18 protein-coding genes and 1 rRNA gene are annotated in these 19,845 nt (G+C 67.7%); 15 read left to right on the forward strand and 4 right to left on the reverse strand.

Translation table 11 applies throughout. The features are described 5' to 3' along the window. From rrf to AC1DH3_RS12990, 11 genes are all read left to right on the forward strand, one after another. Positions 1-90: ribosomal RNA gene (gene rrf, locus AC1DH3_RS12940) — 5S ribosomal RNA — on the forward strand; the annotation flags it as partial. Positions 91-496: 406 nt separating this feature from the next. Beyond that, positions 497-2,422 carry a hypothetical protein gene (locus AC1DH3_RS12945; RefSeq protein ID WP_476909474.1) on the forward strand — a complete coding sequence of 642 codons (1,926 nt, stop codon included), beginning with the start codon at positions 497-499 and terminating at the stop codon, positions 2,420-2,422. Positions 2,423-2,428: 6 nt separating this feature from the next. Next, positions 2,429-3,421, forward strand: coding sequence for an HAD-IIA family hydrolase (locus AC1DH3_RS12950; protein WP_476909475.1), 993 nt, complete (start codon positions 2,429-2,431; stop codon positions 3,419-3,421). A 10-nt stretch (positions 3,422-3,431) separates the two neighbouring features. Further along, complete coding sequence (locus AC1DH3_RS12955; RefSeq protein WP_476909476.1) at positions 3,432-3,680, forward strand: hypothetical protein; 249 nt, start codon at positions 3,432-3,434, stop codon at positions 3,678-3,680. After that, the gene (locus AC1DH3_RS12960; RefSeq protein WP_476909477.1) at positions 3,677-4,501 is read left to right on the forward strand and encodes a TlyA family RNA methyltransferase; all 825 of its coding nucleotides are present in this window, start codon (positions 3,677-3,679) and stop codon (positions 4,499-4,501) included. Before AC1DH3_RS12955 ends, AC1DH3_RS12960 begins: the two co-directional genes overlap by 4 nt. 22 nt (positions 4,502-4,523) lie before the next feature. After that, the gene (locus tag AC1DH3_RS12965) at positions 4,524-5,561 is read left to right on the forward strand and encodes an NAD kinase (protein ID WP_441418926.1); all 1,038 of its coding nucleotides are present in this window, start codon (positions 4,524-4,526) and stop codon (positions 5,559-5,561) included. Positions 5,562-5,564: 3 nt separating this feature from the next. Further along, on the forward strand, positions 5,565-7,301 hold the full coding sequence (recN, locus tag AC1DH3_RS12970; protein ID WP_476909478.1) for a DNA repair protein RecN: 1,737 nt from the start codon (positions 5,565-5,567) through the stop codon (positions 7,299-7,301). A 73-nt stretch (positions 7,302-7,374) separates the two neighbouring features. Next, the gene (locus tag AC1DH3_RS12975; protein ID WP_441418924.1) at positions 7,375-9,141 is read left to right on the forward strand and encodes a CTP synthase; all 1,767 of its coding nucleotides are present in this window, start codon (positions 7,375-7,377) and stop codon (positions 9,139-9,141) included. A 27-nt stretch (positions 9,142-9,168) separates the two neighbouring features. Beyond that, positions 9,169-9,831: an NUDIX domain-containing protein gene (locus tag AC1DH3_RS12980; protein WP_476909479.1), complete on the forward strand. Its 663-nt coding sequence runs from the start codon at positions 9,169-9,171 to the stop codon at positions 9,829-9,831. After that, the gene (gene xerD / locus AC1DH3_RS12985; RefSeq protein ID WP_476909480.1) at positions 9,831-10,856 is read left to right on the forward strand and encodes a site-specific tyrosine recombinase XerD; all 1,026 of its coding nucleotides are present in this window, start codon (positions 9,831-9,833) and stop codon (positions 10,854-10,856) included. Before AC1DH3_RS12980 ends, xerD begins: the two co-directional genes overlap by 1 nt. A gap of 114 nt (positions 10,857-10,970) precedes the next feature. After that, positions 10,971-12,638, forward strand: a complete 1,668-nt coding sequence (locus AC1DH3_RS12990) for an HNH endonuclease signature motif containing protein (RefSeq protein WP_476909481.1) — start codon at positions 10,971-10,973, stop codon at positions 12,636-12,638. Positions 12,639-12,660: 22 nt separating this feature from the next. On the opposite strand, the gene AC1DH3_RS12995 is transcribed toward AC1DH3_RS12990, so the two are convergent. Next, positions 12,661-13,155, reverse strand: coding sequence for a GNAT family N-acetyltransferase (locus AC1DH3_RS12995; RefSeq protein ID WP_441418920.1), 495 nt, complete (start codon positions 13,153-13,155; stop codon positions 12,661-12,663). Positions 13,156-13,273: 118 nt separating this feature from the next. On the opposite strand from AC1DH3_RS12995, the gene AC1DH3_RS13000 reads away from it, so the two are divergent. From AC1DH3_RS13000 to AC1DH3_RS13015, 4 genes are all read left to right on the forward strand, one after another. Continuing rightward, positions 13,274-13,777, forward strand: a complete 504-nt coding sequence (locus AC1DH3_RS13000) for an RNA polymerase sigma factor (RefSeq protein WP_476909482.1) — start codon at positions 13,274-13,276, stop codon at positions 13,775-13,777. A gap of 2 nt (positions 13,778-13,779) precedes the next feature. Then, complete coding sequence (locus AC1DH3_RS13005) at positions 13,780-14,571, forward strand: hypothetical protein (RefSeq protein WP_441418918.1); 792 nt, start codon at positions 13,780-13,782, stop codon at positions 14,569-14,571. Positions 14,572-14,603: 32 nt separating this feature from the next. Then, the gene (locus AC1DH3_RS13010; RefSeq protein ID WP_476909483.1) at positions 14,604-15,104 is read left to right on the forward strand and encodes an NUDIX domain-containing protein; all 501 of its coding nucleotides are present in this window, start codon (positions 14,604-14,606) and stop codon (positions 15,102-15,104) included. A gap of 159 nt (positions 15,105-15,263) precedes the next feature. Continuing rightward, positions 15,264-16,133, forward strand: a complete 870-nt coding sequence (locus tag AC1DH3_RS13015) for a hypothetical protein (protein ID WP_441418916.1) — start codon at positions 15,264-15,266, stop codon at positions 16,131-16,133. Positions 16,134-16,215: 82 nt separating this feature from the next. Here AC1DH3_RS13015 and AC1DH3_RS13020 read toward each other — a convergent pair whose 3' ends face one another. From AC1DH3_RS13020 to AC1DH3_RS13030, 3 genes are all read right to left on the reverse strand, one after another. After that, positions 16,216-17,355: a bifunctional 2-methylcitrate synthase/citrate synthase gene (locus AC1DH3_RS13020; protein WP_476909484.1), complete on the reverse strand. Its 1,140-nt coding sequence runs from the start codon at positions 17,353-17,355 to the stop codon at positions 16,216-16,218. Between the two features lie 62 nt (positions 17,356-17,417). Further along, positions 17,418-18,320, reverse strand: a complete 903-nt coding sequence (gene prpB, locus AC1DH3_RS13025; RefSeq protein ID WP_441418914.1) for a methylisocitrate lyase — start codon at positions 18,318-18,320, stop codon at positions 17,418-17,420. Continuing rightward, a complete protein-coding gene (locus AC1DH3_RS13030; RefSeq protein ID WP_476909485.1) occupies positions 18,320-19,840 on the reverse strand; it encodes an MmgE/PrpD family protein in 1,521 nt (506 codons plus the stop codon). The genes prpB and AC1DH3_RS13030 overlap by 1 nt, the downstream gene beginning before the upstream one ends. Positions 19,841-19,845 lie beyond the last annotated feature (5 nt).

Raw genomic sequence — 19,845 nt, forward strand, 5'->3', positions numbered from 1 at the left:
CCCGGTCCCATCCCGAACCCGGAAGCTAAGACCCACAGCGCCGATGGTACTGCACCCGGGAGGGTGTGGGAGAGTAGGTCACCGCCGGACAACCATTACAGCCAGGCCCCGACACACAGTGTCGGGGCCTGAGCCTTTTAACACCCCAAGCACAGTGCCATTGAGAGGGACCAGCGGACACTCCCTCACCACCTGCGTGGTAGACGGGATCGCTCTCGCATAACTCTCCCGCGGCACCGGCAAGTACCCGACGGACCGTCCCGCAGCCCAAGCTGTGATGAGGCCCGGGTGAGCGCCGTCCGGCTGGGCTGTGAGACTTGACACCGCATCGGCCTAAAGCCCCGCTGCCGTTAGCCGGGTGCTGGCGTCTCGCCTAGAATTGATTGAGATGTACGGACTTCGAAGCGCTTGATTTCGGGTTGCGTAGGGAACGAAACACGGAAACAGAGCGGCTGCGATTGCGCCAGTGGTCAGCTCATAACAGGAGGAATCCAACATGGCTGAGCACAACGACGGCAACCGCGGCGGCAACGACCGCGGCAACTTTGGCGGGGGACGAAACTCTGGCGGCGGTGGATTCCGTGGTACGAGCAACTCTGGGGGTGATCCCCGCGGTTTCCGCGCCAGGGACGACCGTTCGGCCGGATCGAAGCCGGCTGGCGACCGGAAGCCGTTCAGCGGTGCCGGTGGCGACCGCGATCGTAAGCCTTTTGGCGATCGTCCATCGCGTGAGGGTGGGGAGCGTCGCAGCTTCGATGCTGATCGTGATCGGAAGCCGTTCAGCAGTGGTGGCGATCGTGATCGTAAGCCGTTCAGTGGTGGTGGCGATCGTGGTCGTAAGCCGTTYGGYGATCGTCCGTCGCGTGAGGGCGGGGAGCGTCGCAGCTTCGGCGCAGATCGTGATCGTAAGCCGTTCACCGGTGGTGGCGATCGTGATCGTAAGCCGTTCGGCGATCGTCCGTCGCGTGAGGGYGGGGAGCGTCGCAGCTTCGGCGCAGATCGTGATCGTAAGCCGTTCAGTGGTGGTGGCGATCGTGATCGTAAGCCGTTTGGTGATCGTCCGTCGCGTGAGGGCGGGGAGCGTCGCAGCTTCGGTGGCGACCGGGACCGTAAGCCGTTCACCGGTGCCGGTGCTGATCGTGATCGTAAGCCGTTTGGTGACCGTCCCCCGCGTGAGGGCGGGGAGCGTCGCAGCTTCGGTGGCGACCGGGACCGTAAGCCGTTCAGTGGCGGGGATAATCGCAAGCCCTTCGGCAACCGCGAGGACCGTCCGGCTCGCAGCTTTGACCGCGCCGAGTCCGGTCCGCGCCAGTTCGGCCGTGACCGCGCCGAGGACCGCCCCGTACGTGAGCCGAACGCCCGGGACCTGCGCAGCGCTAACCGCCCGGACCGTGAGCGTTCACCGCAGATCGACGAGGACGTCACCGGCAAAGAACTCGACCGGGCCACGCAGCACCAGATCAAGACCCTTGAAGACAACAGCGCCGAATGGGTGGCACGCCACCTCGTGATGGCCGGCCGCCTTCTTGATGAGGAGCCTGAGCTCGCCTTCCAGCACGCCCTGGCGGCGAGCCGCCGCGGCGGCCGCCTCGCAGCGGTCCGCGAAGCCGTTGGCCTGACTGCGTACGCTGCAGGACACTACGGTGAGGCGCTGCGGGAATTCCGCACCTACCGCCGGATCAGCGGATCCAACATGCACCTGCCGGTGATGGCCGACTGCGAGCGTGGCCTCGGCCGGCCGGATCGTGCCCTGGACATGGCCCGCTCCGAAGAGGCCAAGGACCTCGATGCTCCGGGCAAGGTGGAACTGGCGATCGTCGCGGCCGGCGCCCGTACCGACCTCGGCCAGCTCGACGCTGCGGTCTCCGAGCTCGAAATCGCGCAGCTGGACATCAACCGCGCGTTCTCCTACAGCCCGCGGCTCTTCCGCGCCTACGCCGATGCCTTGACGGCGGCCGGCCGCGACGCCGAAGCGGGGAAATGGCAGCGCCAGGCCGTCGTCGCCGAGAAGGCCCTGGGCATGGGCGTTGACGAGGAGCCGGACATCATCGACCTCGGTTGGGACGAGGAAGAGGAAGCCCGCGAGGAAAAGGAGCGCCGCCGGATCCTGCAGCAGCAGTCCGAGCAGCAGGCCGCTGCCGCCGCCGGCGAGGCCGCACCCCGTGCCGCCGGTGCCGGAGCGGTGGCCGGCCTCCCGGAGACCGACGCGCCGCACTCTGCTGTCCGCGATCTTGAAGCCGGCTCCGACGACGAAGAGCCCGACTTCTTCGAATCCGACGACGCCGAATCCGACGAGGATTCCGTGGAAGCCGACGAACTGGAAGCCGACGAACTGGAAGCCGACGAACTGGAACCTGTGGAGTCGGAATCCAGTGACGCCGACGCCGGGGAGTCCCACTACTCGGAACGCGTCGAGGACTAGTCCGTAATGGCCGAAGCTGAGCTGATTTCCCGGTTCGACGCGCTCCTCGCCGATTTGGACGGCGTCGTCTATGCGGGCCCGCACGCCATTCCCGGCGCCGTGGAGTCGCTCCGCCGCCTCTCGGAAATCGGCGTCGGGCTGGGTTACGTAACGAACAACGCCTCCCGTTCGCCCGCGGAGGTGGCACAGCACCTGCGCGAGCTCGGCGCCCCTGCGGAGGAGCAGCAGGTCGTGAGTTCGCCACAGGCGGCCGGAGAGCTGCTGGCCTCGCTGCTGCCTGCCGGTGCCCGCGTCCTGATCACCGGTGGCGAGGCGCTGGCCCGCGAAATCGAACTCGCAGGGCTGGTGCCGGTCCGCAGTGAGGCCGAGGATCCCGTCGCCGTCGTGCAGGGCTTTCACCCGGATCTGGGCTGGAAGGACCTCGCGGAGGCATCTTACGTCGTTGCGGCCGGCGCCCTGTGGGTGGCCACCAATACGGACATGTCCATTCCGCAGGCCCGCGGTATGGCGCCCGGCAACGGCACACTGGTTGCCGCCGTCGCCGCCGCCACCGGCCGGCAACCGCTCGTCGCGGGCAAGCCCGAAGCGCCGCTGTTCCACGCTGCCGCCAAGCGGCTGGCGGCCGACCGTCCGCTGGTGGTCGGAGACCGGCTGGACACTGACATCCTCGGCGGCAACAACGCCGGCTTCGCGACGGTGGCCGTGCTGACCGGTGTGGACACGAGGGAATCCATCCTCGCCGCGCGCACCATGGAACGCCCCACTTTCGTGATCAATGACCTCACCGACCTCTACCGCCCCTACCCGGCGGTGGAGCGCGACGCCGAGGGACGCTACCGTTGCGGAGCGGCTTCGGCGCTCGTCGAGGGGACCACGGTGCGCGTCAGCGGGGATCCCGCGGACCTCGACTCGTGGCGTGCAGCCTGTGCCGGCTGGTGGGCTGCGAACCCCGAAACTGCAACCGCCCTGGCGCCCGGCCTCGAGTGGCTGGATCACTAGACTGGAGAGCATGACCGAGCAAAGTTCTTCCACCGACGCCGATTTGGAAAGCGCTGACGCCCGGATCGACTGGCCTACGCCCGCCGACGCCGCTGCTGTAGACGATCCGGCCGTAGATGCCTTGCTGGTGCGCCTGAACGCGCTGCCGATGCTGCCGGTTGCGGACCACGGCGAGGTCTACGCCGGCCTGCACGACGAGCTGGCGGCAGCCCTCAACGAGGACGTGACCGGACAGCGTGCGGGGGACTCCCCGCAATGACCAGGCTTGATCAGGCCCTCGTCAGCCGCGGGCTGGCAAGGTCCCGCACCCATGCCGCGCGCCTGATCGGCGAGGGCAAGGTCAGCTCTGGAGGCGAAGTGCTCGCCAAGGCCTCCTTCCAGGTCCAGGACGGCATGGCCCTTAATGTCGCCGCCACCAGCGAGGACGACTACGTCAGCCGCGCGGCCCACAAACTGGCCGGCGCCCTGGATGCCTTTCCCGCCGTCGAGGTTTCCGGCAAGCGCTGCCTCGACGCCGGAGCCTCCACCGGCGGCTTCACCGAGGTGCTGCTTCGGCGCGGCGCCGCGCATGTCGTCGCCGTCGACGTCGGGCATGACCAGCTGGTACCGCAAATCCGCAACGACGCGCGGGTCTCGGTCCACGAAGGGCTCAACGTCCGCTACATGACCCCGCAGATGATCGGCGGCCCGGCGGCGCTGACCGTGGCGGACCTGTCGTTCATCTCGCTGACCCTCGTGGTGGCGCCCCTCGCGGCGTGCACCGAGCCCGGCGGGGACCTGGTCCTGATGGTCAAGCCGCAATTCGAGATCGGCAAGGACCGGCTGGGCCGCACCGGCGTGGTCACCTCCGTGCGGGAACGCCGCATGGCCGTCGCCAAGGTGGCGTCCGCGGCGATGGACGCAGGCCTGGACCTGGCGGGCCTCGCGCAGAGTCCGCTGCCCGGCCAGGACGGAAACGTGGAGTACTTCCTGTGGATAAAACGCGGGATCCGGACAGACCTGCCTAAGATCGAGGAGCGGGACGCAGCCGTTGCTGCGTTACTCGGAACGATCTGGCCAGAGCAGCACGAGAAGCACTAGAAGCACTAGAAGGCGGAACCCGATGAGCAGGCGTGTCCTCATCCTTGCCCACACCGGCCGCGAGGAATCCCTCAAGGCCGCTTGGGAAGCGTGCGCCCAGCTGCATGCCTCCGGCCTCGTCGCGGTGATGCAGAAATCCGAGCTCGCCGACATGGTCAGGTTCTTCGGCCGGCTGGACCAGCCCGTCGAGGTCCTGCACGACCACGTCAAACTGCCCGACGTCGAACTCGTCATGGTGCTCGGCGGTGACGGCACTATCCTGCGCGCCGCGGAGCTGGTCCGCGAGGTGGACGTGCCGCTGCTCGGCGTCAACCTCGGCCACGTCGGCTTCCTCGCTGAGAGCGAGCGGGCGGACCTGGCCCAGACCGTGGAGTGGATCGCCAGCCGCCAGTACACGGTGGAGGAGCGGATGACCATCGATGTGCAGGTGTGGGTCCGAGGGCAGAAGATCTGGCACACCTGGGCGCTGAACGAGGCCGCCATCGAAAAAGGCAACCGTGAACGGATGCTCGAGGTGGTCACCGAGGTAGACGAACGCCCGCTCACCTCCTTCGGCTGCGACGGCGTCGTCCTTGCCACCCCCACCGGCTCCACCGCTTACGCGTTCTCCGCGGGCGGCCCCGTGGTGTGGCCCGAGGTCGAGGCGCTGCTGATCGTGCCGATCAGTGCCCACGCCCTCTTCGCCAAGCCGCTCGTGGTCTCGCCCAGGTCCCGGCTGGCCGTCGAAATCCTGAACCGCACCGACGCCCAGGGCGTGCTGTGGTGCGACGGCCGGCGCTCCGTGGACCTGCCGCCGGGAGCCCGCGTGGAAGTGACCCGCTCGGCCACGCCGGTAAGGCTGGCCCGCACCCACCAGACCCCGTTCTCCGGACGCCTGGTCCGCAAGTTCGAGCTCCCCATCCAGGGCTGGCGCGGTCCGGTGCCGCAGACCGACACCATCCACACCGGGCCCCTGCCGGTGGTGCGCACCCCGCGGCCCAGCCGCGCGCTGCCCACGCCCCGTCATGCGGGCCCCGGCGCGGATCCGGAAGCACCAACTGATCCCTCGACTGTGAAGTGACCCATGCTTGAAGAACTGAGAATCCGCGACCTCGGCGTCATCACCGACGCGACGCTGCCGCTGGGCCCCGGCCTGAGCGTGGTGACCGGCGAGACCGGCGCCGGTAAGACGATGGTGGTCACCGCCGTCGGCCTCCTGCTCGGCGCAAGGTCCGACGCCGGCGCCGTCCGCAGTGGGGCGAAAAGCGCCTCCGCGGAAGCCGTGCTGAAGCTCGACGCCGGGCACGCTGCGATCAGCCGGGCACGCGAGGCCGGAGCCGAGGTCGAGGAGTTCGACGGCGGCGCCGAACTGCTGCTCGCCCGAAGCGTGGGTGCCGACGGGCGTAGCCGCGCCTACCTCGGCGGCCGCGCCGCGCCGGTCGGAGTCCTCGCCGAGATCGGCGGGACGCTGGTGGTGGTCCACGGTCAGTCGGACCAGATCAGGCTCAAGAGCCCGGTGGCGCAGCGCGAAGCCCTGGATAAGTTTGCGGGGGAGGGCCTGGCCGGTTCCCTGACCGCCTACCAGGAGCTGCACGGGCACTGGAAGGCCAGCCAGACCGAGCTGGACGAACTCCGCAGTGCCGCCCGCGAACGGCTGCGCGAGGCGGAATCCCTCGAGGCAGCCCTTGCCGAGATCGACGCCGTCGACCCACAGCCCGGCGAGGACGAATCGCTGAAAGCGGAGGCCGTCAAGCTCGCCAACGTCGAAGAGCTCCGAATCGCAGCCAGCACCGCCCATCAGGCCCTCATCTCCGAAGACTTCGGCGAGGACGCCGATGCCACCACGCTGGTGGACGCCGCAAAGCGCACCCTGGAGCACGTCGCGGAACACGACGGCGAACTGGGCTCTGCCGCCGCCCGGCTGGCGGAGGTGGGCTTCCTGCTCAACGACATCGCCGGCGACCTGGCCAGCTACCAGGCCTCCCTCGACACCGAGGGGCCGGAACGCCTGGCCGAGATCGAGGACCGGCGCGCCGCGCTGGCCAAGCTGGTGCGTAAGTACGCCCCCAGCATCGACGAGGTGTTGCTCTGGGCGGAGCAGGCCCGGGCCCGTTTCGAAGAGCTCCAGGACGACTCGACCCGGATCGAGGCGCTGGACGCCGAGGTCGCCCGCTCCGAGGCCGACCTCCGCAAGCAGGCCGCGGCCATCAGCAAGACCCGGAAGAAGGCCGCCAAGGACCTCTCAGCCCGGGTCAGCGCCGAGCTGACCGCGCTGGCCATGGCCGACGCCACCCTGGTCATCAATGTGGACCCCGGTGAGCAGCTGGGCCCGCTCGGCACCGACGAGATTTCCTTCCTGCTGCAGCCCCACTCCGGCGCGCCGGCCCGGCCGCTGGGCAAGGGTGCGTCCGGCGGTGAGCTCTCCCGCGTGATGCTCGCCATCGAAGTGGTGCTGGCCGCCGTCGACCCGGTGCCGACGTTCGTCTTCGACGAGGTCGACGCCGGCGTCGGCGGCCGCGCCGCCGTCGAGATCGGCCGCCGGCTGGCCATGCTCGCCCGGCATGTCCAGGTCCTCGTGGTCACCCACCTGCCGCAGGTGGCGGCCTTCGCCGACCAGCACATCCGGGTCACCAAGACCTCGGTGCGCGGGGCCGACGGCGCGACGGCGACCGGCTTCACCTCCAGCGATGTCCAGTTGCTGGACGAGGCGGAACGGGTCCGCGAGCTGGCCCGCATGCTCGCCGGGCAGGAAGACTCCGAATCGGCCCGGGCACACGCGCAGGAACTGCTGGACGACGCGAAGCTGCTGCCGCAGGCCTGATCGATCTTCCGGCGCGCCGGGACTGGGATGACCATCACAGCGGTGATTTATCGACCCTAGGACGGCCGAATTGATGATAGGCTCAAATTCCGTGGTGCAGCGATCAAATTCCCGTGTAAATTCCCGGTTCCCGGGCTCGTCCAAGACGACCAAACACATCTTCGTAACCGGTGGTGTGGCGTCCTCGCTCGGTAAGGGACTGACGGCTTCGAGCCTCGGTCACCTCCTGCGGGCACGCGGCCTGTCTGTAACAATGCAAAAGCTCGATCCCTATCTGAACGTGGATCCGGGCACGATGAATCCCTTCCAGCACGGCGAGGTCTTCGTGACCGACGACGGCGCCGAGACGGACCTCGACATCGGCCACTACGAGCGCTTCCTCGATGAAAACCTTGAGGGCTCGGCCAACGTCACGACCGGCCAGGTGTACTCCACGGTCATTGCCAAGGAGCGCCGCGGCGAGTACCTCGGCGACACCGTCCAGGTCATCCCGCACATCACCGATGAGATCAAGCGCCGCATGCGGCTCCCCGCCGAGGGCAAGAACGCTCCGGACGTCATCATCACCGAAATCGGCGGCACCGTTGGCGACATCGAATCCCAGCCGTTCCTCGAGTCCGCACGCCAGGTCCGCCAGGACGTCGGCCGGAACAACGTGTTCTTCCTGCACGTCTCCCTCGTGCCCTACATCGGGCCCTCGCAGGAACTGAAGACCAAGCCGACGCAGCACTCCGTCGCTGCGCTGCGCTCCATCGGTATCCAGCCCGAGGCGATCGTGATCCGCTCCGACCGCGAGGTCCCGCAGGCCATGCGCGACAAGATCGGCCGGATGTGCGACGTCGACATCGACGCCGTGATCGGCTGCCCGGACGCACCGAGCATCTACGACATCCCCAAGACCCTGCACTCCCAGGGCCTGGACTCCTACATCGTCCGCGCCCTGGACCTGCCGTTCAAGGACGTCGACTGGACCAGCTGGGACAAGCTCCTCGAAGCCGTCCACAACCCCAAGCATGAGGTTGAGATTGCCCTCGTGGGCAAGTACATCGACCTGCCGGACGCCTACCTGTCCGTGACCGAAGCACTGCGTGCCGGCGGCTTCGCAAACGACACCAAGGTCAAGATCCGCTGGGTCCCCTCGGACGAATGCGAAACCCACGACGGTGCCGTCAAGTCCCTGGCCGGCGTGGACGCGATTTGCGTCCCTGGCGGCTTCGGCATCCGCGGCCTTGAGGGCAAGCTCGGCGCCCTGAAGTACGCCCGCGAAACCAAGCTCCCGGTGCTGGGCCTGTGCCTGGGCCTGCAGTGCATGGTGATCGAGTACGCCCGCAACGTGGTCGGCCTGGAGGGCGCCTCCTCGTCCGAGTTCGAGCCGGACTCTAAGTACCCGGTCATCGCCACGATGGAAGAGCAGCTCGACATCGTCGACGGCAAGGGCGACCTGGGCGGCACCATGCGCCTGGGCCTGTATGAGGCGAAGCTGGACGAGGGTTCGGTCATCGCCGAGACCTACGGCACCACTACGGTCAGCGAACGCCACCGGCACCGCTACGAGGTCAACAACAAGTACCGCGAGCAGATCGCTGCCCAGGGCCTCGTCTTCTCCGGAACTTCGCCGGACGGCAAGCTGGTCGAGTACGTCGAGCTTCCCCGTGAAGTCCACCCGTACTACGTGGCCACGCAGGCGCACCCGGAGCTGAGCTCACGGCCCACCCGCCCGCACCCGCTGTTCGCCGGGCTGGTCAAGGCTGCCCTGGACCGCCAGCACGGCGCGGGCCAGCCTGCCGCTGCCACTGGCAAGGCTGCGGCCGCCAAGTCGACTCCGGCAGAGTCAAAGTAACTCCCAACTGAATCAAAGGACGGCGCGATGCCCGGTAAGTCTGAGACCCCCAATGCTGCACGGCAGGTTTCGGATGAGCCGAGCCCGCGCCGTCTTTTGTCTTCCGAGAAGGTCTACGAAGGCCGGATCTGGGACGTTGTCAGCGACAGTTTCCAGCTGAGCGACGACGGCGAGCCACTGGTCCGTGATTACATCGACCACCCCGGTGCGGTGGCCGTGTTGCCGATGAACGACGACGGCGAGATCCTGCTGATCAAGCAGTACCGGCACCCGGTGGGCATGGCCCTTTGGGAAATCCCCGCCGGGCTGCTCGACGTCGAGGGCGAGGACTTCGTGGCCGGGGCAGCCCGGGAGCTCGCCGAGGAAGCGGACCTGGTGGCCGGGACGTGGAACGTGCTGGCGGACTTCTTCAACTCACCCGGTTCCTCCAGCGAAGCCATCCGCATCTACCTGGCCCGGGACCTGAGCGACGTCCCCGGCCACGAACTGCACGTCCGCACCGACGAGGAAGCGGAAATCGAGCTGCACTGGATCCCGCTCGACGCGGCTGTCTCGGCGGTGCTGGACGGACGGCTGCACAACCCCTCCGCCGTCGTCGGAATCCTCGCCGCCGCCGCGGCCTGCGCCGACGGGTTTGGGGGACTCCGCCCGGCCGACGCGCCGTGGCCGGCCCACCCCAGCCAGCGCTGATGACCGGACTGCTGGCGGCCGAACCTCCCGCCGCTGAACCTCCTGCCGAGGCCTTGCCCGCGGCGAAGCCGGCGCCCGCCCGTCCGCTGACCGCCGTCGACCGCGCCATCACCGACTACCTGCAGCACATGGGGGTTGAGCGCGGACTGGCCGCGAACACCCTCTCCGCTTACCGACGCGACCTGGCGCGCTACGCCCGGCACCTCGCCAGGGCCGGCCGCCAGCGCCCGGAGGAGATCACCCGGCGCGACGTGACCGGCTTCGTGCAGGCGCTCTCCGACGGGTCCGATGGCGGTTCCGCCCTCGGTGTGCGCTCGGCCGCCCGCACGGTTGTGGCGGTTCGCGGGCTGCACAAGTTCTGGGCGCTGGAAGGTGTCACGCCCGCCGACCCGGCCAGCGATGTGCACCCGCCGATGCCCGGAAAGCGGCTGCCCAAGGCCATCACGGTCGATGAGGTGACCCGCATCCTGGAAGCGGCCGGAACCGACACTGCGACCGGACTGCGCGACCGCGCCCTGCTCGAGTTCCTGTATTCCACCGGGGCGCGCATCAGCGAGGCCGTGGGCCTCGACGTCGACGACATCTCGCTCCAAGGGGACGACGAGCCCGGCCCGGCGATTGTCCGGCTGTTCGGCAAGGGCTCCAAGGAGCGCTTGGTGCCGCTGGGATCCTACGGAGCACGCGCCCTGGACGCCTACCTGGTCCGCGGCCGGCCGCTGCTGGCCGCCAAGGGCAAAGGCACCCCGGCCCTCTTCCTTAACGCCCGGGGCGGCCGGATCAGCCGCCAAAGCGCTTGGACCATCCTCAAAGCCGCGGCCGAGAAGGCCAACATCACCAAGGACGTTTCGCCCCACACCCTGCGGCACTCCTTCGCCACGCACCTGCTCGAGGGCGGGGCCGATGTCCGCGTTGTGCAAGAGCTGCTGGGCCACGCGTCCGTAACCACCACACAGGTCTACACCCTGGTCACCGCTGACACGCTGCGCGAGATCTACGCCGCCGCGCATCCGAGAGCGCTGGGGTAGGCCTGATCTGCTTGGCCTGCTTGGCCTGCCGGGCGTGCGGCCGGCAGCTTACCGGCCGGCAGGATGCGACGCACCGCCATCAATAATGTCGGTGCTCGTTCGTAGGCTGGGGGTATGAAAAGCGGAGTGGCTTTCAACGCGCAGACTGGTGAGGCCCTGGCAGCCGTTGCCGACTCTGTCGTTGCGCTGGCTGCCGTCATAAGTGACGGCGAAGAGCATACCGATCCGCTGCGGGCCTTGGTCGATGGTTGCCTGGACGGTCTGGCCGAGGTGGCCCGGCTGGAGGCCCGGACAGAGGCACTGAAGGTCAGGCTCGCAGCGGCTTACCTGCAGGCCGCAGAAGCCCTGGCACAGCCCGCGGCGACGCCGCGGGATTCGACAGCGCAGGAGATGGCCGTGGTAGCCGAGGTCGCGTGTGTGCTTTCCGTGAGCGAACGCAGCGCCGGAGCCCTCCTGCACGAAAGCCGGGCACTCACGACGTCGCTGCCTCTAACCCTGGCAGCCTTGCAGGCTGGAACGATCTCGTGGCAGCACGCCCGGATCATGGTCGACGAAGCCGAGGGCCTGGATCCCGCCGGGGCGGCGGCGCTGGAGACCCACTTCCTGGACCCGGAGGCACCAGATCCGGCGCGTGGATGCCCAGCCGGGGAGTTGGCGCCGGGCCGGTTTCGGGCCAGGGCCCGGAGCTGGCGCGAACGCCACCACCCGGTCAGCGTAGAGTCGCGCCACACCAAGAGTGCGGGGGACCGGCGGGTCGAATACTGCCCGGACCGGGACGGGATGGCCTGGCTTTCGGCGTATCTTCCGGCCGACACGGCGGCCGGTATCTGGGAGCGGATCACCAGCCCGGCCCGGGCCCTGCAAAACCCTTCGGAGGTCCGGACTTTGAGCCAGCTCCGCGCGGACGTTGCCGCCACCTGGCTGCTGAGCAACGGGGGCGGCGAAGCGGCCGACGGCGAAGCGGCCGACGGCGAAGCGGGCGGCGGCGGGGGCGAGGCTGTGGCCGGGGATGTCCCGGCGCCGCGGGCACAGGTCCTGATCACGGTCCCGGCCCTCTCCCTGCTTGGAGTCACCGACGAACCTGCCATGCTGGACGGGCACGGATCCATCCCGCCGTCGATGGCCCGCCGTCTGGTCGCGGGCGGCGCCGATTCGTTCTACCGGGTCCTGACCGACCCGCGCGACGGCGCCCCGCTGGAAATCGGCCGCACCAGCTACCGCGTCCCGAAGGCCCTGCGGCAGTGGCTGCGCCTGCGTGACGGCAAATGCCCGTTCCCGGGCTGCAACAACCTGTCCCTGGACAACGACGCCGACCACCTCCTGGCCTGGGCCGACGGCGGCACCACCGGAATCGCCAACCTCGGCCAACCCTGCCGCAAACACCACCGCCTCAAACACACCACCGCCTGGGCACCCACCCAAGCCAGTCAAGACCACCCGCCTGGCTGGACCTCACCGACCGGCCGGCACTACGCCAGCGAACACCAGGATTGGGAACCACCCCACCTGCCGACGCTCATTGCGGAGTCGGACACCCAGTCCCACCAAGGACTGCCAGGGCATACGGGATACGGGAGTGTGCCCGCGCCGTTTCCAGAGGATCGTGCAGGCGAACATTTTGGACTGGAACTGCCGGAGGATCCCCTCCCGGACTGGTATGAATTTCCGGACTGGTATGAATTTAGGGTCGGGCACGAAATCCCTGCCGTTGAAGCAACCGACCCGGACTGGTCCTCGGCGATGGGAACCACGCTGGTAGGGCGCCTTCTCCAACCGGTCTGATCGACTAATCAACTGACGGTCCCTACCTCACCATGCGTGCGTCGACGATCTTTGGAGCCCCGGGGTCCCTCTGTTCCGTACCGTCGAAATCGAAGCCGTTGCGGCGATAGAACGCCACCGCACGGGGATTGTCCTTCGCGACCCACAGCATGGCCCCACCATCGCCCACGGTCGCATCCATCAAGGCCTGTCCCACCCCGGTGCCGTGGTGCTCCGCCAACACGTAAAGGCTGTAGAGCTGCCGGTCGCGGGGGAGTTGCTGGCCCCTCGCGTCGAGGCTGGGACCAGCGAACGCGAATCCGATGATCTGTCCTCTGCTCTCCGCGATTCTGATAGTCCATTCCACGCGGGGGTTCCCGAGGACCCTGTTCCACATCTGGTGTCGGCTCCGGACATGCTCCTCGGTGAAGAAGTCCTCAGGAAGTAAGCGTGAATACGTCTCCCGCCACGTGGCCACGTGCAGATCAGCGATCTCAAGTGCCTCGGGCAGCGCGGGTTCGCGCAAAGTGAAGGGCATCACGACATCCTGCCAGAATTTCCGCTCCTGAATGTTTTTAGTGGCCGATGTAAGAAAAAACCCGTCGCAGGACACTTAGTCTTCAGGAAGAAGTCATCCGATGTCCGGGGGAAGCACCATGTTGGCTGCCAAAGAGCAAGCGTTCATTGACCTGCACACGCAACATTCAGTGCGGGTCTACCGCTACATTGCCTGCCGGATCAGCGACCGGCACCGCGCCGAGGAACTGGCTGCGGATGTCTTCAGGATTGCCTGGGAAAAGCAGCTGTCGGAACCACCCGGTATTGGCTGGCTGCTGGCGACCGCCCGGAACGTGATCGGCAACGAATACAAGGGCCGCCGTCGCCGCCAGGAACTGGTCGACCGGCTGGAAGATGAGGCCCGCAGCCAGGTTCCAGGGCCAGACACTGAACAACGCGCCGCCGTAGCGGACGTTCTAGCGCGGTTGAGGGAGCGGGATCGCGAGGTCCTCATGCTCAGCTACTGGGACGAACTGAGCACCGCTGAACTGTCCCAGGCGCTGGGATGTTCTCCGTCCGCCGCTGCAGTCCGACTGCACCGGGCACGCCGGGCCTTCGCGAAGGCCGCGCCCACCCATCTCATGACCGAACGGAAGGACTAGCCATGGACCGCATCGAACAGCTCATGAAGGACGCCAAGCCGCGTGTCGGTGCACCGGGCGTGGCGCCGGGGAGCGATGCTGCCCGCTCTGCCGTCTTTTCTACGGATCCCAACATTGTCCAACTGGCCGGGCGCACACCCGCAGGGCGGACACCGGCACGACGCAAAACCGTCCGGGCCGCGGCGGCAACCGTGCTGGCCGCTGCTGCTGTCGTTGCCGCAGTGGTGATCGGCGGGAACCTGATGCCGCAATCGGCGCCCGGCCCTGCCCAGACCGGGGTCCCAACGGTGACCGCCTCCGCAAGCCCCGCACCGAGTCCTGCCAGCCCCTCACCAAGTTCGGCCACCCCGACGGCGCCCACGTCCACAGCCGCTCCCGCTCCAACGAGCGCCGCAGCTTTGAGCACCGGCGGCGTCGCGTGCACGCTGTCCAATATCGACCAGCAGCGCAATGACCAGACGCGTGCCATCAAGGCGATCCCCGCCGCCGAGCAGGCTTATTACACCGTGCTGGGCTGTGCTGACGGTTGGCTCGCCTACTCCATTTCCGATGATGGCGTCCGGGCGCTCAAGCTCGACGGCGGCAACGCGTGGTACAAGATTGCCAAGCTGCAAAACGGCCGTTTCCTCTGTGACGTTCGGCAGGAGTGGGCCTACGTCTTCAACTGGGAGTTCCAGGCGACGAACAACCAGGGACTCACCGCGCAGCAGGCCATGGACAAGGAATTCGCGGCCAAGGGAATTCCGGTCAAACTGCGGCCGAAGCTGGTCGGCGAGGGCCCGGCGGCCGGGTAACTTCGGTGCCGGCGGCTATTAGGCTGGAATACATGAACCTCACACCAGTGACCCTCTGCTTCCTGCTCCGCGATACGGCGGGCGGCGCGGAGGTGCTGCTGGGCCTGAAAAGGACCGGGTTCGGCGTCGGCAAGATCGTCGGCGTCGGCGGCCACGTCGAACCGGGGGAGAGCGACGCCGAGGCCGTGGTCCGCGAGGTCTGGGAAGAGGTCGGCGTCGTGGTGCTCCAGGAGGACCTGGTCCACGCCGGCAACGTCGAGTTCATCTTTCCCGCCCGGCCGGCATGGAACATGGCCTGCCGGCTCTTCACCACCCGGCGCTGGAACGGCGAACCCGCCGAAAGCGCGGAAATAACGCCCGAATGGTTCGGCGTCGGGGAGCTTCCGTTGCACCGCATGTGGCAGGATGCCGGGCACTGGCTACCACCGGCGCTGGCCGGCGAAACCATCGACGTCGTCGTGGTCCTCAACGAGGACAACGAAACGGTGGCGTCGATCCGCTACCCCTCCACGCAGAGGACCACGCAAGGCTGAGGCCCGGCGCCCGCGACGAATATTTCCGCGACTCGAAACTCGGTGCGGGGAATGCCGCGGCTGGGCCGGTAGCCTAGGCTTCGAACATTGCTCAGCGGCGATCCAGGCACTTCCTTCGCTCGCCGGCAAGCGGCACACGGACCACATTGGGGGCAAGGCATGGATTCAAGCAAGCACGACCTTACGGGCGGGGAGTCCTACGACGACGAACAGCCGGCCGTAAACGGTACACGCCGCCGCTGGCCGCTGGCGGCTGCCGTCGTTATCGTCGCGCTGGCGGCCGTTGCCGGGGGCGTCGCCGTCGCCGGCAATATGCGGCCCGCCGACCCGGCCCCCGCTGCGGCCTCGACGGCGGCAGTATCCACGCCGACCGAATCCGCCACCGTCACGACGGAACCGTCGCCCACCGCCACGGCGTCGGAATCCGCGACGCCGTCGGCAACCACAGCGCCCGCAACGGACGGGACGGTCAGCGGAGTCACCAACGGGCGTTACGTCAGCGCTTCGGCCGGGGTCTCGTTCACCTTGCCTGACCGTTGGACGGTAGAGGAATCCACGGACCGGCCCGCCGAGTTCCCCGGGACCAAAATCATCGTCTTCAACGAAGCCAGGATGCAGGTGGCCGAGCTTTACCACGGCGCCACTGGTGCAGTCGGCGGCGCCTGCGGTCCGGGTCCGTACAAAATGACGGAACTCGACACAGCGCCGGCCCTGGACACGCCGTGGGCCCAGGCCAGTGGAGTGCGGTTTTCCTACCGCGTCCTGGATATGCGGGCGGACGGCGGCGCCTTCGACTACCAGGTTGGACTGGTCGACAATGTGACCGGGCAAGTGAAGGACAGCTGCAAGATGTTCTCCTTCGTGTCCGGTGCGCCCAAGGGCACCCTGTCCTTTGCCGACCGCACCTTCCAAAGCCAGAGGAACGATGACCCCATCTTCAACTCGCTGGCGGAGGCCAAGGACTTTATGCGGAGCCCGGAGTACAAGAAGCTCAAGGCCATGATCCTCAGCCTGAGGATGCAGGGCTAGCCACAAAAAGCGCGGGCCGTCCACCTCCAGGAGGTGGGCGGCCCGCGCTTTTTTGTTGCTCGCACTGGCTAAGTCATGCTGTCTACGGCACGTGCCGTTCCTCGACACCGTTGTATTCGCTCAGCGGGCGGATCAGCGAGTTCGAGTCCAGCTGCTCCATGATGTGCGCGGTCCAGCCGGTGATCCGGCTGGCGACGAACAGCGGAGTGAAGGTGGGGGTGTCGAATCCCATCAGGTGGTACGTCGGTCCGGCCGGGTAGTCGAGGTTCGGCTTGATCGCCTTCGCCTCGTCCATCGCGGCCTCGAGTCCGTTGTAGAGCCCCAGCAGCTCCGGACGGCCGTAGTGCGCGATCATCTTGTCCAGGGCCGCCTTCATGGTGGGAACCCGGGAGTCGCCGTGCTTGTACACGCGGTGGCCGAAGCCCATGACCTTCTTCTTGTGCGCCAGGGCATCTTCCATCCAGGCCTTCGCCCGGACCGCAGCCTCGTCGAGCGACTCCTCCTGCCGGATGCCGATCTCGTCGAAGGTGTGCATGACCGCCTCGTTCGCGCCGCCGTGCAGCGGCCCCTTCAGCGCCCCGATGGCGCCGGTCACGGCCGAGTGCAGGTCCGAGAGCGTGGAGGTGATTACCCGCGCCGTGAAGGTCGAGGCGTTGAAGGAGTGCTCGGCGTACAGGATCATCGAGACATTGAAGGCCTCCACTACTTCCTGGACCGGCTCCTCGCCGAAGGCCATCCACAGGAAGTTGGCGGAATAGCCCAGGTCGTCACGGGGCTCCACCGCTGCCTGCCCGTGGCGACGGCGCTGGTCGTAGGCCACCACCGCCGGCATGGCGGCGAAGAGGTCCACGGCCTTGGCCATGTTGGCCTCCCGCGAGGAGTCCTCGGCGAGCGGGTGCCGGGCGCCCATCACCGACGCCGCGGTGCGGCAGACGTCCATGGGGTGCGAGGTGATCGGCAGCGCGTCGATGACCTGCTTGACGACCGGATCCAGGGCACGTCCCGCGCGCTCGGCGGCGGTGAACTCCGCCAGCTGCTCCGGCGTCGGCAGCTCGCCGTTCCAGAGCAGGTAGGCCACTTCCTCGAAACTGCACTTGGCGGCCAGCTCCTGGACGGGGTAGCCGCGGTAGAGCAGGGAATTGGTGTCCGGGTTGACCTTGGACACCGCGGTGTAGTCCACCACGACGCCGGCAAGGCCCTTTTTGATCTCATTTTCAGCCATGCTGAAACTCCTTTGTTCCTAACGCCTGTTGACCGGCCGGGGCCGGCAGTCCGGTGGGGGTGTCAGATGCCGGGGATCTGGAAATTGAAGACCCCGGTGTCAAAGCGGTTGTACGCCTCGTAGTCGACGAGGTCGTAGAGACGCGCACGGGTCAGCATGCTCGAAACCTGTGCCTCCTGGGTGCCGTCGGATTTGATCGATTCCAGAGTACGCTCAGCAGCGCCCATGGCACTACGGAGCAGCGTTACCGGGTAGATGACCATGTTGACGCCGACGCCGGCCAGCTCGTCGACCGTGAACAGCGCGCTCTTGCCGAACTCGGTCATGTTGGCCAGAATCGGCACGTCGACGGCGTCGCGGATGGCCTGGAACTCGCTGAGGTCCTTCATGGCTTCCGGGAAGATCGCGTCAGCGCCGGCTTCCACGAGGGCCTTGGCCCGCTGCTGCGCCGCCTCGAGCCCATCGGTGGCCCGGATGTCGGTCCGGGCCATGATCAGGAAGTTGGGATCCCGTCGGGCGTCGGCCGCGGCCCGGATCCGCTTGGTCGCGGTGTCGAGGTCCACAACGTTCTTGCCGTCGAGGTGGCCGCAGCGCTTCGGGTTGAACTGGTCCTCGATGTGGCAGCCGGCCAGGCCCGCGTTCTCGAGCTCCTGGATGGTGCGTGCCACGTTCATCGGCTCGCCGAAACCGGTATCGGCGTCGACGATCGAGGGCAGGTCCGTCATCCGGGCGATCTGCCCGGCCCGGGTGGCCACCTCGGTGAGCGTGGTCAAGCCGATGTCCGGCAGGCCGAGGTCATTGGCGAGGACGGCGCCGGAGATGTACACCCCGGCGAATCCCTTTTCCTCGATCAGCCGGGCCGAGAGCGGGTTGAACGCACCCGGGAACTGCTGGATTGTCCCGGAAGCAAGCAGCTCCCGGAACCGGATCCGCTTCTGCTCCGGCGTGGTCTTCGAATACAGCATTAGAAGAGTCCCTTCGGGGCGGCTGCCAGGTCGATCACGCCGTCGGCTGCCTTGATGTTGAGCTGGTCGAGCTCGCCGGCGGCGAGTTCGGGAAGCCGCGCGGCGGCGGCCAGGAAGCGCTCGATCTCGTCCTCGGCCACGAGGCCGGCGGCGAGGGTGCGGAACTTGTTGACGTACTGCTCGCGGGCGAACGGCCGGGCGCCCAGCGGGTGCGCGTCGGCGACGGCGATCTGGTCGGTGATGACGGTGCCGTCCTTGAGGGTGATCTCCACGGAGCCGCCGAAGGCCTTCTCCGCGATGTCCAGCGAGTGGTAGCGGCGGGTCCATTCCGGATCCTCGACCGTGGTCACCTTGTGCCACAGCTCCACCGTGTCCGGGCGGCCTGCGCGCTCCGGGGCGTAGGAATCGACGTGGTGCCAGGCCCCGTCCTGCAGGGCGACCGTGAAGATGTACGGGATGGAGTGGTCCAGGGTTTCCCGGCTTGCCGTGGGGCTGTACTTCTGCGGGTCGTTGGCGCCGGAACCGATCACGTAGTGCGTGTGGTGGCTGGTCTTGATCAGCACGGACTCGACGTTGGCCGGGTCGGTGACCTCGGGGTGCTCGCCGTGCAGCTTGCGGGCCAGGTCAATCCACGCCTGTGCCTGGTACTCGGCGGAGTGTTCCTTGGTGTAGGTGTCCATGATGGCGCGCTTGGCTTCGCCCTCCTCGGGCAGCGGCACCGTGTAGTTGGCGTCGGGGCCATCGAGCATCCAGGCGATGACGCCGTCTTCACCTTCGTAGATCGGCACCGGGGAGGTCTGGCCGCGCATGGCACGGTCGGCGGATTCAACAGCCATCTTGCCGGCAAACGCGGGGGCGTGGGCCTTCCAGGTGGAGATCTCGCCCTTGCGGGACTGGCGGGTGGCGGTGGTGGTGTGCAGCGCCTGGCCGATGGACTGGAAGATGGTCTCGACGTCGAGGCCCAGCAGGGTGCCGATGCCGGCGGCGGCGGAGGGGCCCAGGTGCGCTACGTGGTCGATCTTGTGCTTGTGCAGGCAGATGGCCTTGACCAGGTTGACCTGGATCTCGTAGCCGGTGGCGATGCCGCGGATCAGGTCCTTGCCGCTGGAACCGACGTGCTGGGCGACGGCGAGGATCGGCGGGATGTTGTCGCCCGGGTGGGAGTAGTCCGCGGCCAGGAACGTGTCGTGGTAGTCGAGTTCGCGGACGGCGACGCCGTTGGCCCAGGCCGCCCATTCCGGAGCCACGCGCTCCTCGATGCCGAACACCTTCGAGCCCTTGCCGCCGGTGGTGGGACCGTGGGTGAGTGCCTGGGCGCGGGCGGCGACGATCGGGGCGCGGTTCAGGGAAGCGATGGCCACCGAAGCATTGTCGATGACGCGGTTGATCACCATGTCGGTGACCTCGTCGGAGACCGCGACGGGATCCGCGGCGACCTTGGCGATCTTGTAGGCGAGCTGGTCCTCGCGGGCCAGGTTTTCCTCGCTCTTGTAAACGCGGACGTGGTGTTCCTTAACCATGGTGC

It is taken from the genome of Arthrobacter sp. 05L428, assembly GCF_056397665.1.

Bases quoted from the DNA above. Each gene is read 5' to 3' on its own strand.
- AC1DH3_RS12950 (WP_476909475.1), top strand. From the start codon at position 2,429: ATGGCCGAAGCTGAGCTGATTTCCCGGTTCGACGCGCTCCTCGCCGAT.
- AC1DH3_RS12955 (WP_476909476.1), top strand. From the start codon at position 3,432: ATGACCGAGCAAAGTTCTTCCACCGACGCCGATTTGGAAAGCGCTGAC.
- AC1DH3_RS12960 (WP_476909477.1), top strand. From the start codon at position 3,677: ATGACCAGGCTTGATCAGGCCCTCGTCAGCCGCGGGCTGGCAAGGTCC.
- AC1DH3_RS12965 (WP_441418926.1), top strand. From the start codon at position 4,524: ATGAGCAGGCGTGTCCTCATCCTTGCCCACACCGGCCGCGAGGAATCC.
- recN (WP_476909478.1), top strand. From the start codon at position 5,565: ATGCTTGAAGAACTGAGAATCCGCGACCTCGGCGTCATCACCGACGCG.
- AC1DH3_RS12975 (WP_441418924.1), top strand. From the start codon at position 7,375: ATGATAGGCTCAAATTCCGTGGTGCAGCGATCAAATTCCCGTGTAAAT.
- AC1DH3_RS12980 (WP_476909479.1), top strand. From the start codon at position 9,169: ATGCCCGGTAAGTCTGAGACCCCCAATGCTGCACGGCAGGTTTCGGAT.
- xerD (WP_476909480.1), top strand. From the start codon at position 9,831: ATGACCGGACTGCTGGCGGCCGAACCTCCCGCCGCTGAACCTCCTGCC.
- AC1DH3_RS12990 (WP_476909481.1), top strand. From the start codon at position 10,971: ATGAAAAGCGGAGTGGCTTTCAACGCGCAGACTGGTGAGGCCCTGGCA.
- AC1DH3_RS12995 (WP_441418920.1), bottom strand. From the start codon at position 13,155: ATGCCCTTCACTTTGCGCGAACCCGCGCTGCCCGAGGCACTTGAGATC.
- AC1DH3_RS13000 (WP_476909482.1), top strand. From the start codon at position 13,274: ATGTTGGCTGCCAAAGAGCAAGCGTTCATTGACCTGCACACGCAACAT.
- AC1DH3_RS13005 (WP_441418918.1), top strand. From the start codon at position 13,780: ATGGACCGCATCGAACAGCTCATGAAGGACGCCAAGCCGCGTGTCGGT.
- AC1DH3_RS13010 (WP_476909483.1), top strand. From the start codon at position 14,604: ATGAACCTCACACCAGTGACCCTCTGCTTCCTGCTCCGCGATACGGCG.
- AC1DH3_RS13015 (WP_441418916.1), top strand. From the start codon at position 15,264: ATGGATTCAAGCAAGCACGACCTTACGGGCGGGGAGTCCTACGACGAC.
- AC1DH3_RS13020 (WP_476909484.1), bottom strand. From the start codon at position 17,355: ATGGCTGAAAATGAGATCAAAAAGGGCCTTGCCGGCGTCGTGGTGGAC.
- prpB (WP_441418914.1), bottom strand. From the start codon at position 18,320: ATGCTGTATTCGAAGACCACGCCGGAGCAGAAGCGGATCCGGTTCCGG.
- AC1DH3_RS13030 (WP_476909485.1), bottom strand. From the start codon at position 19,840: ATGGTTAAGGAACACCACGTCCGCGTTTACAAGAGCGAGGAAAACCTG.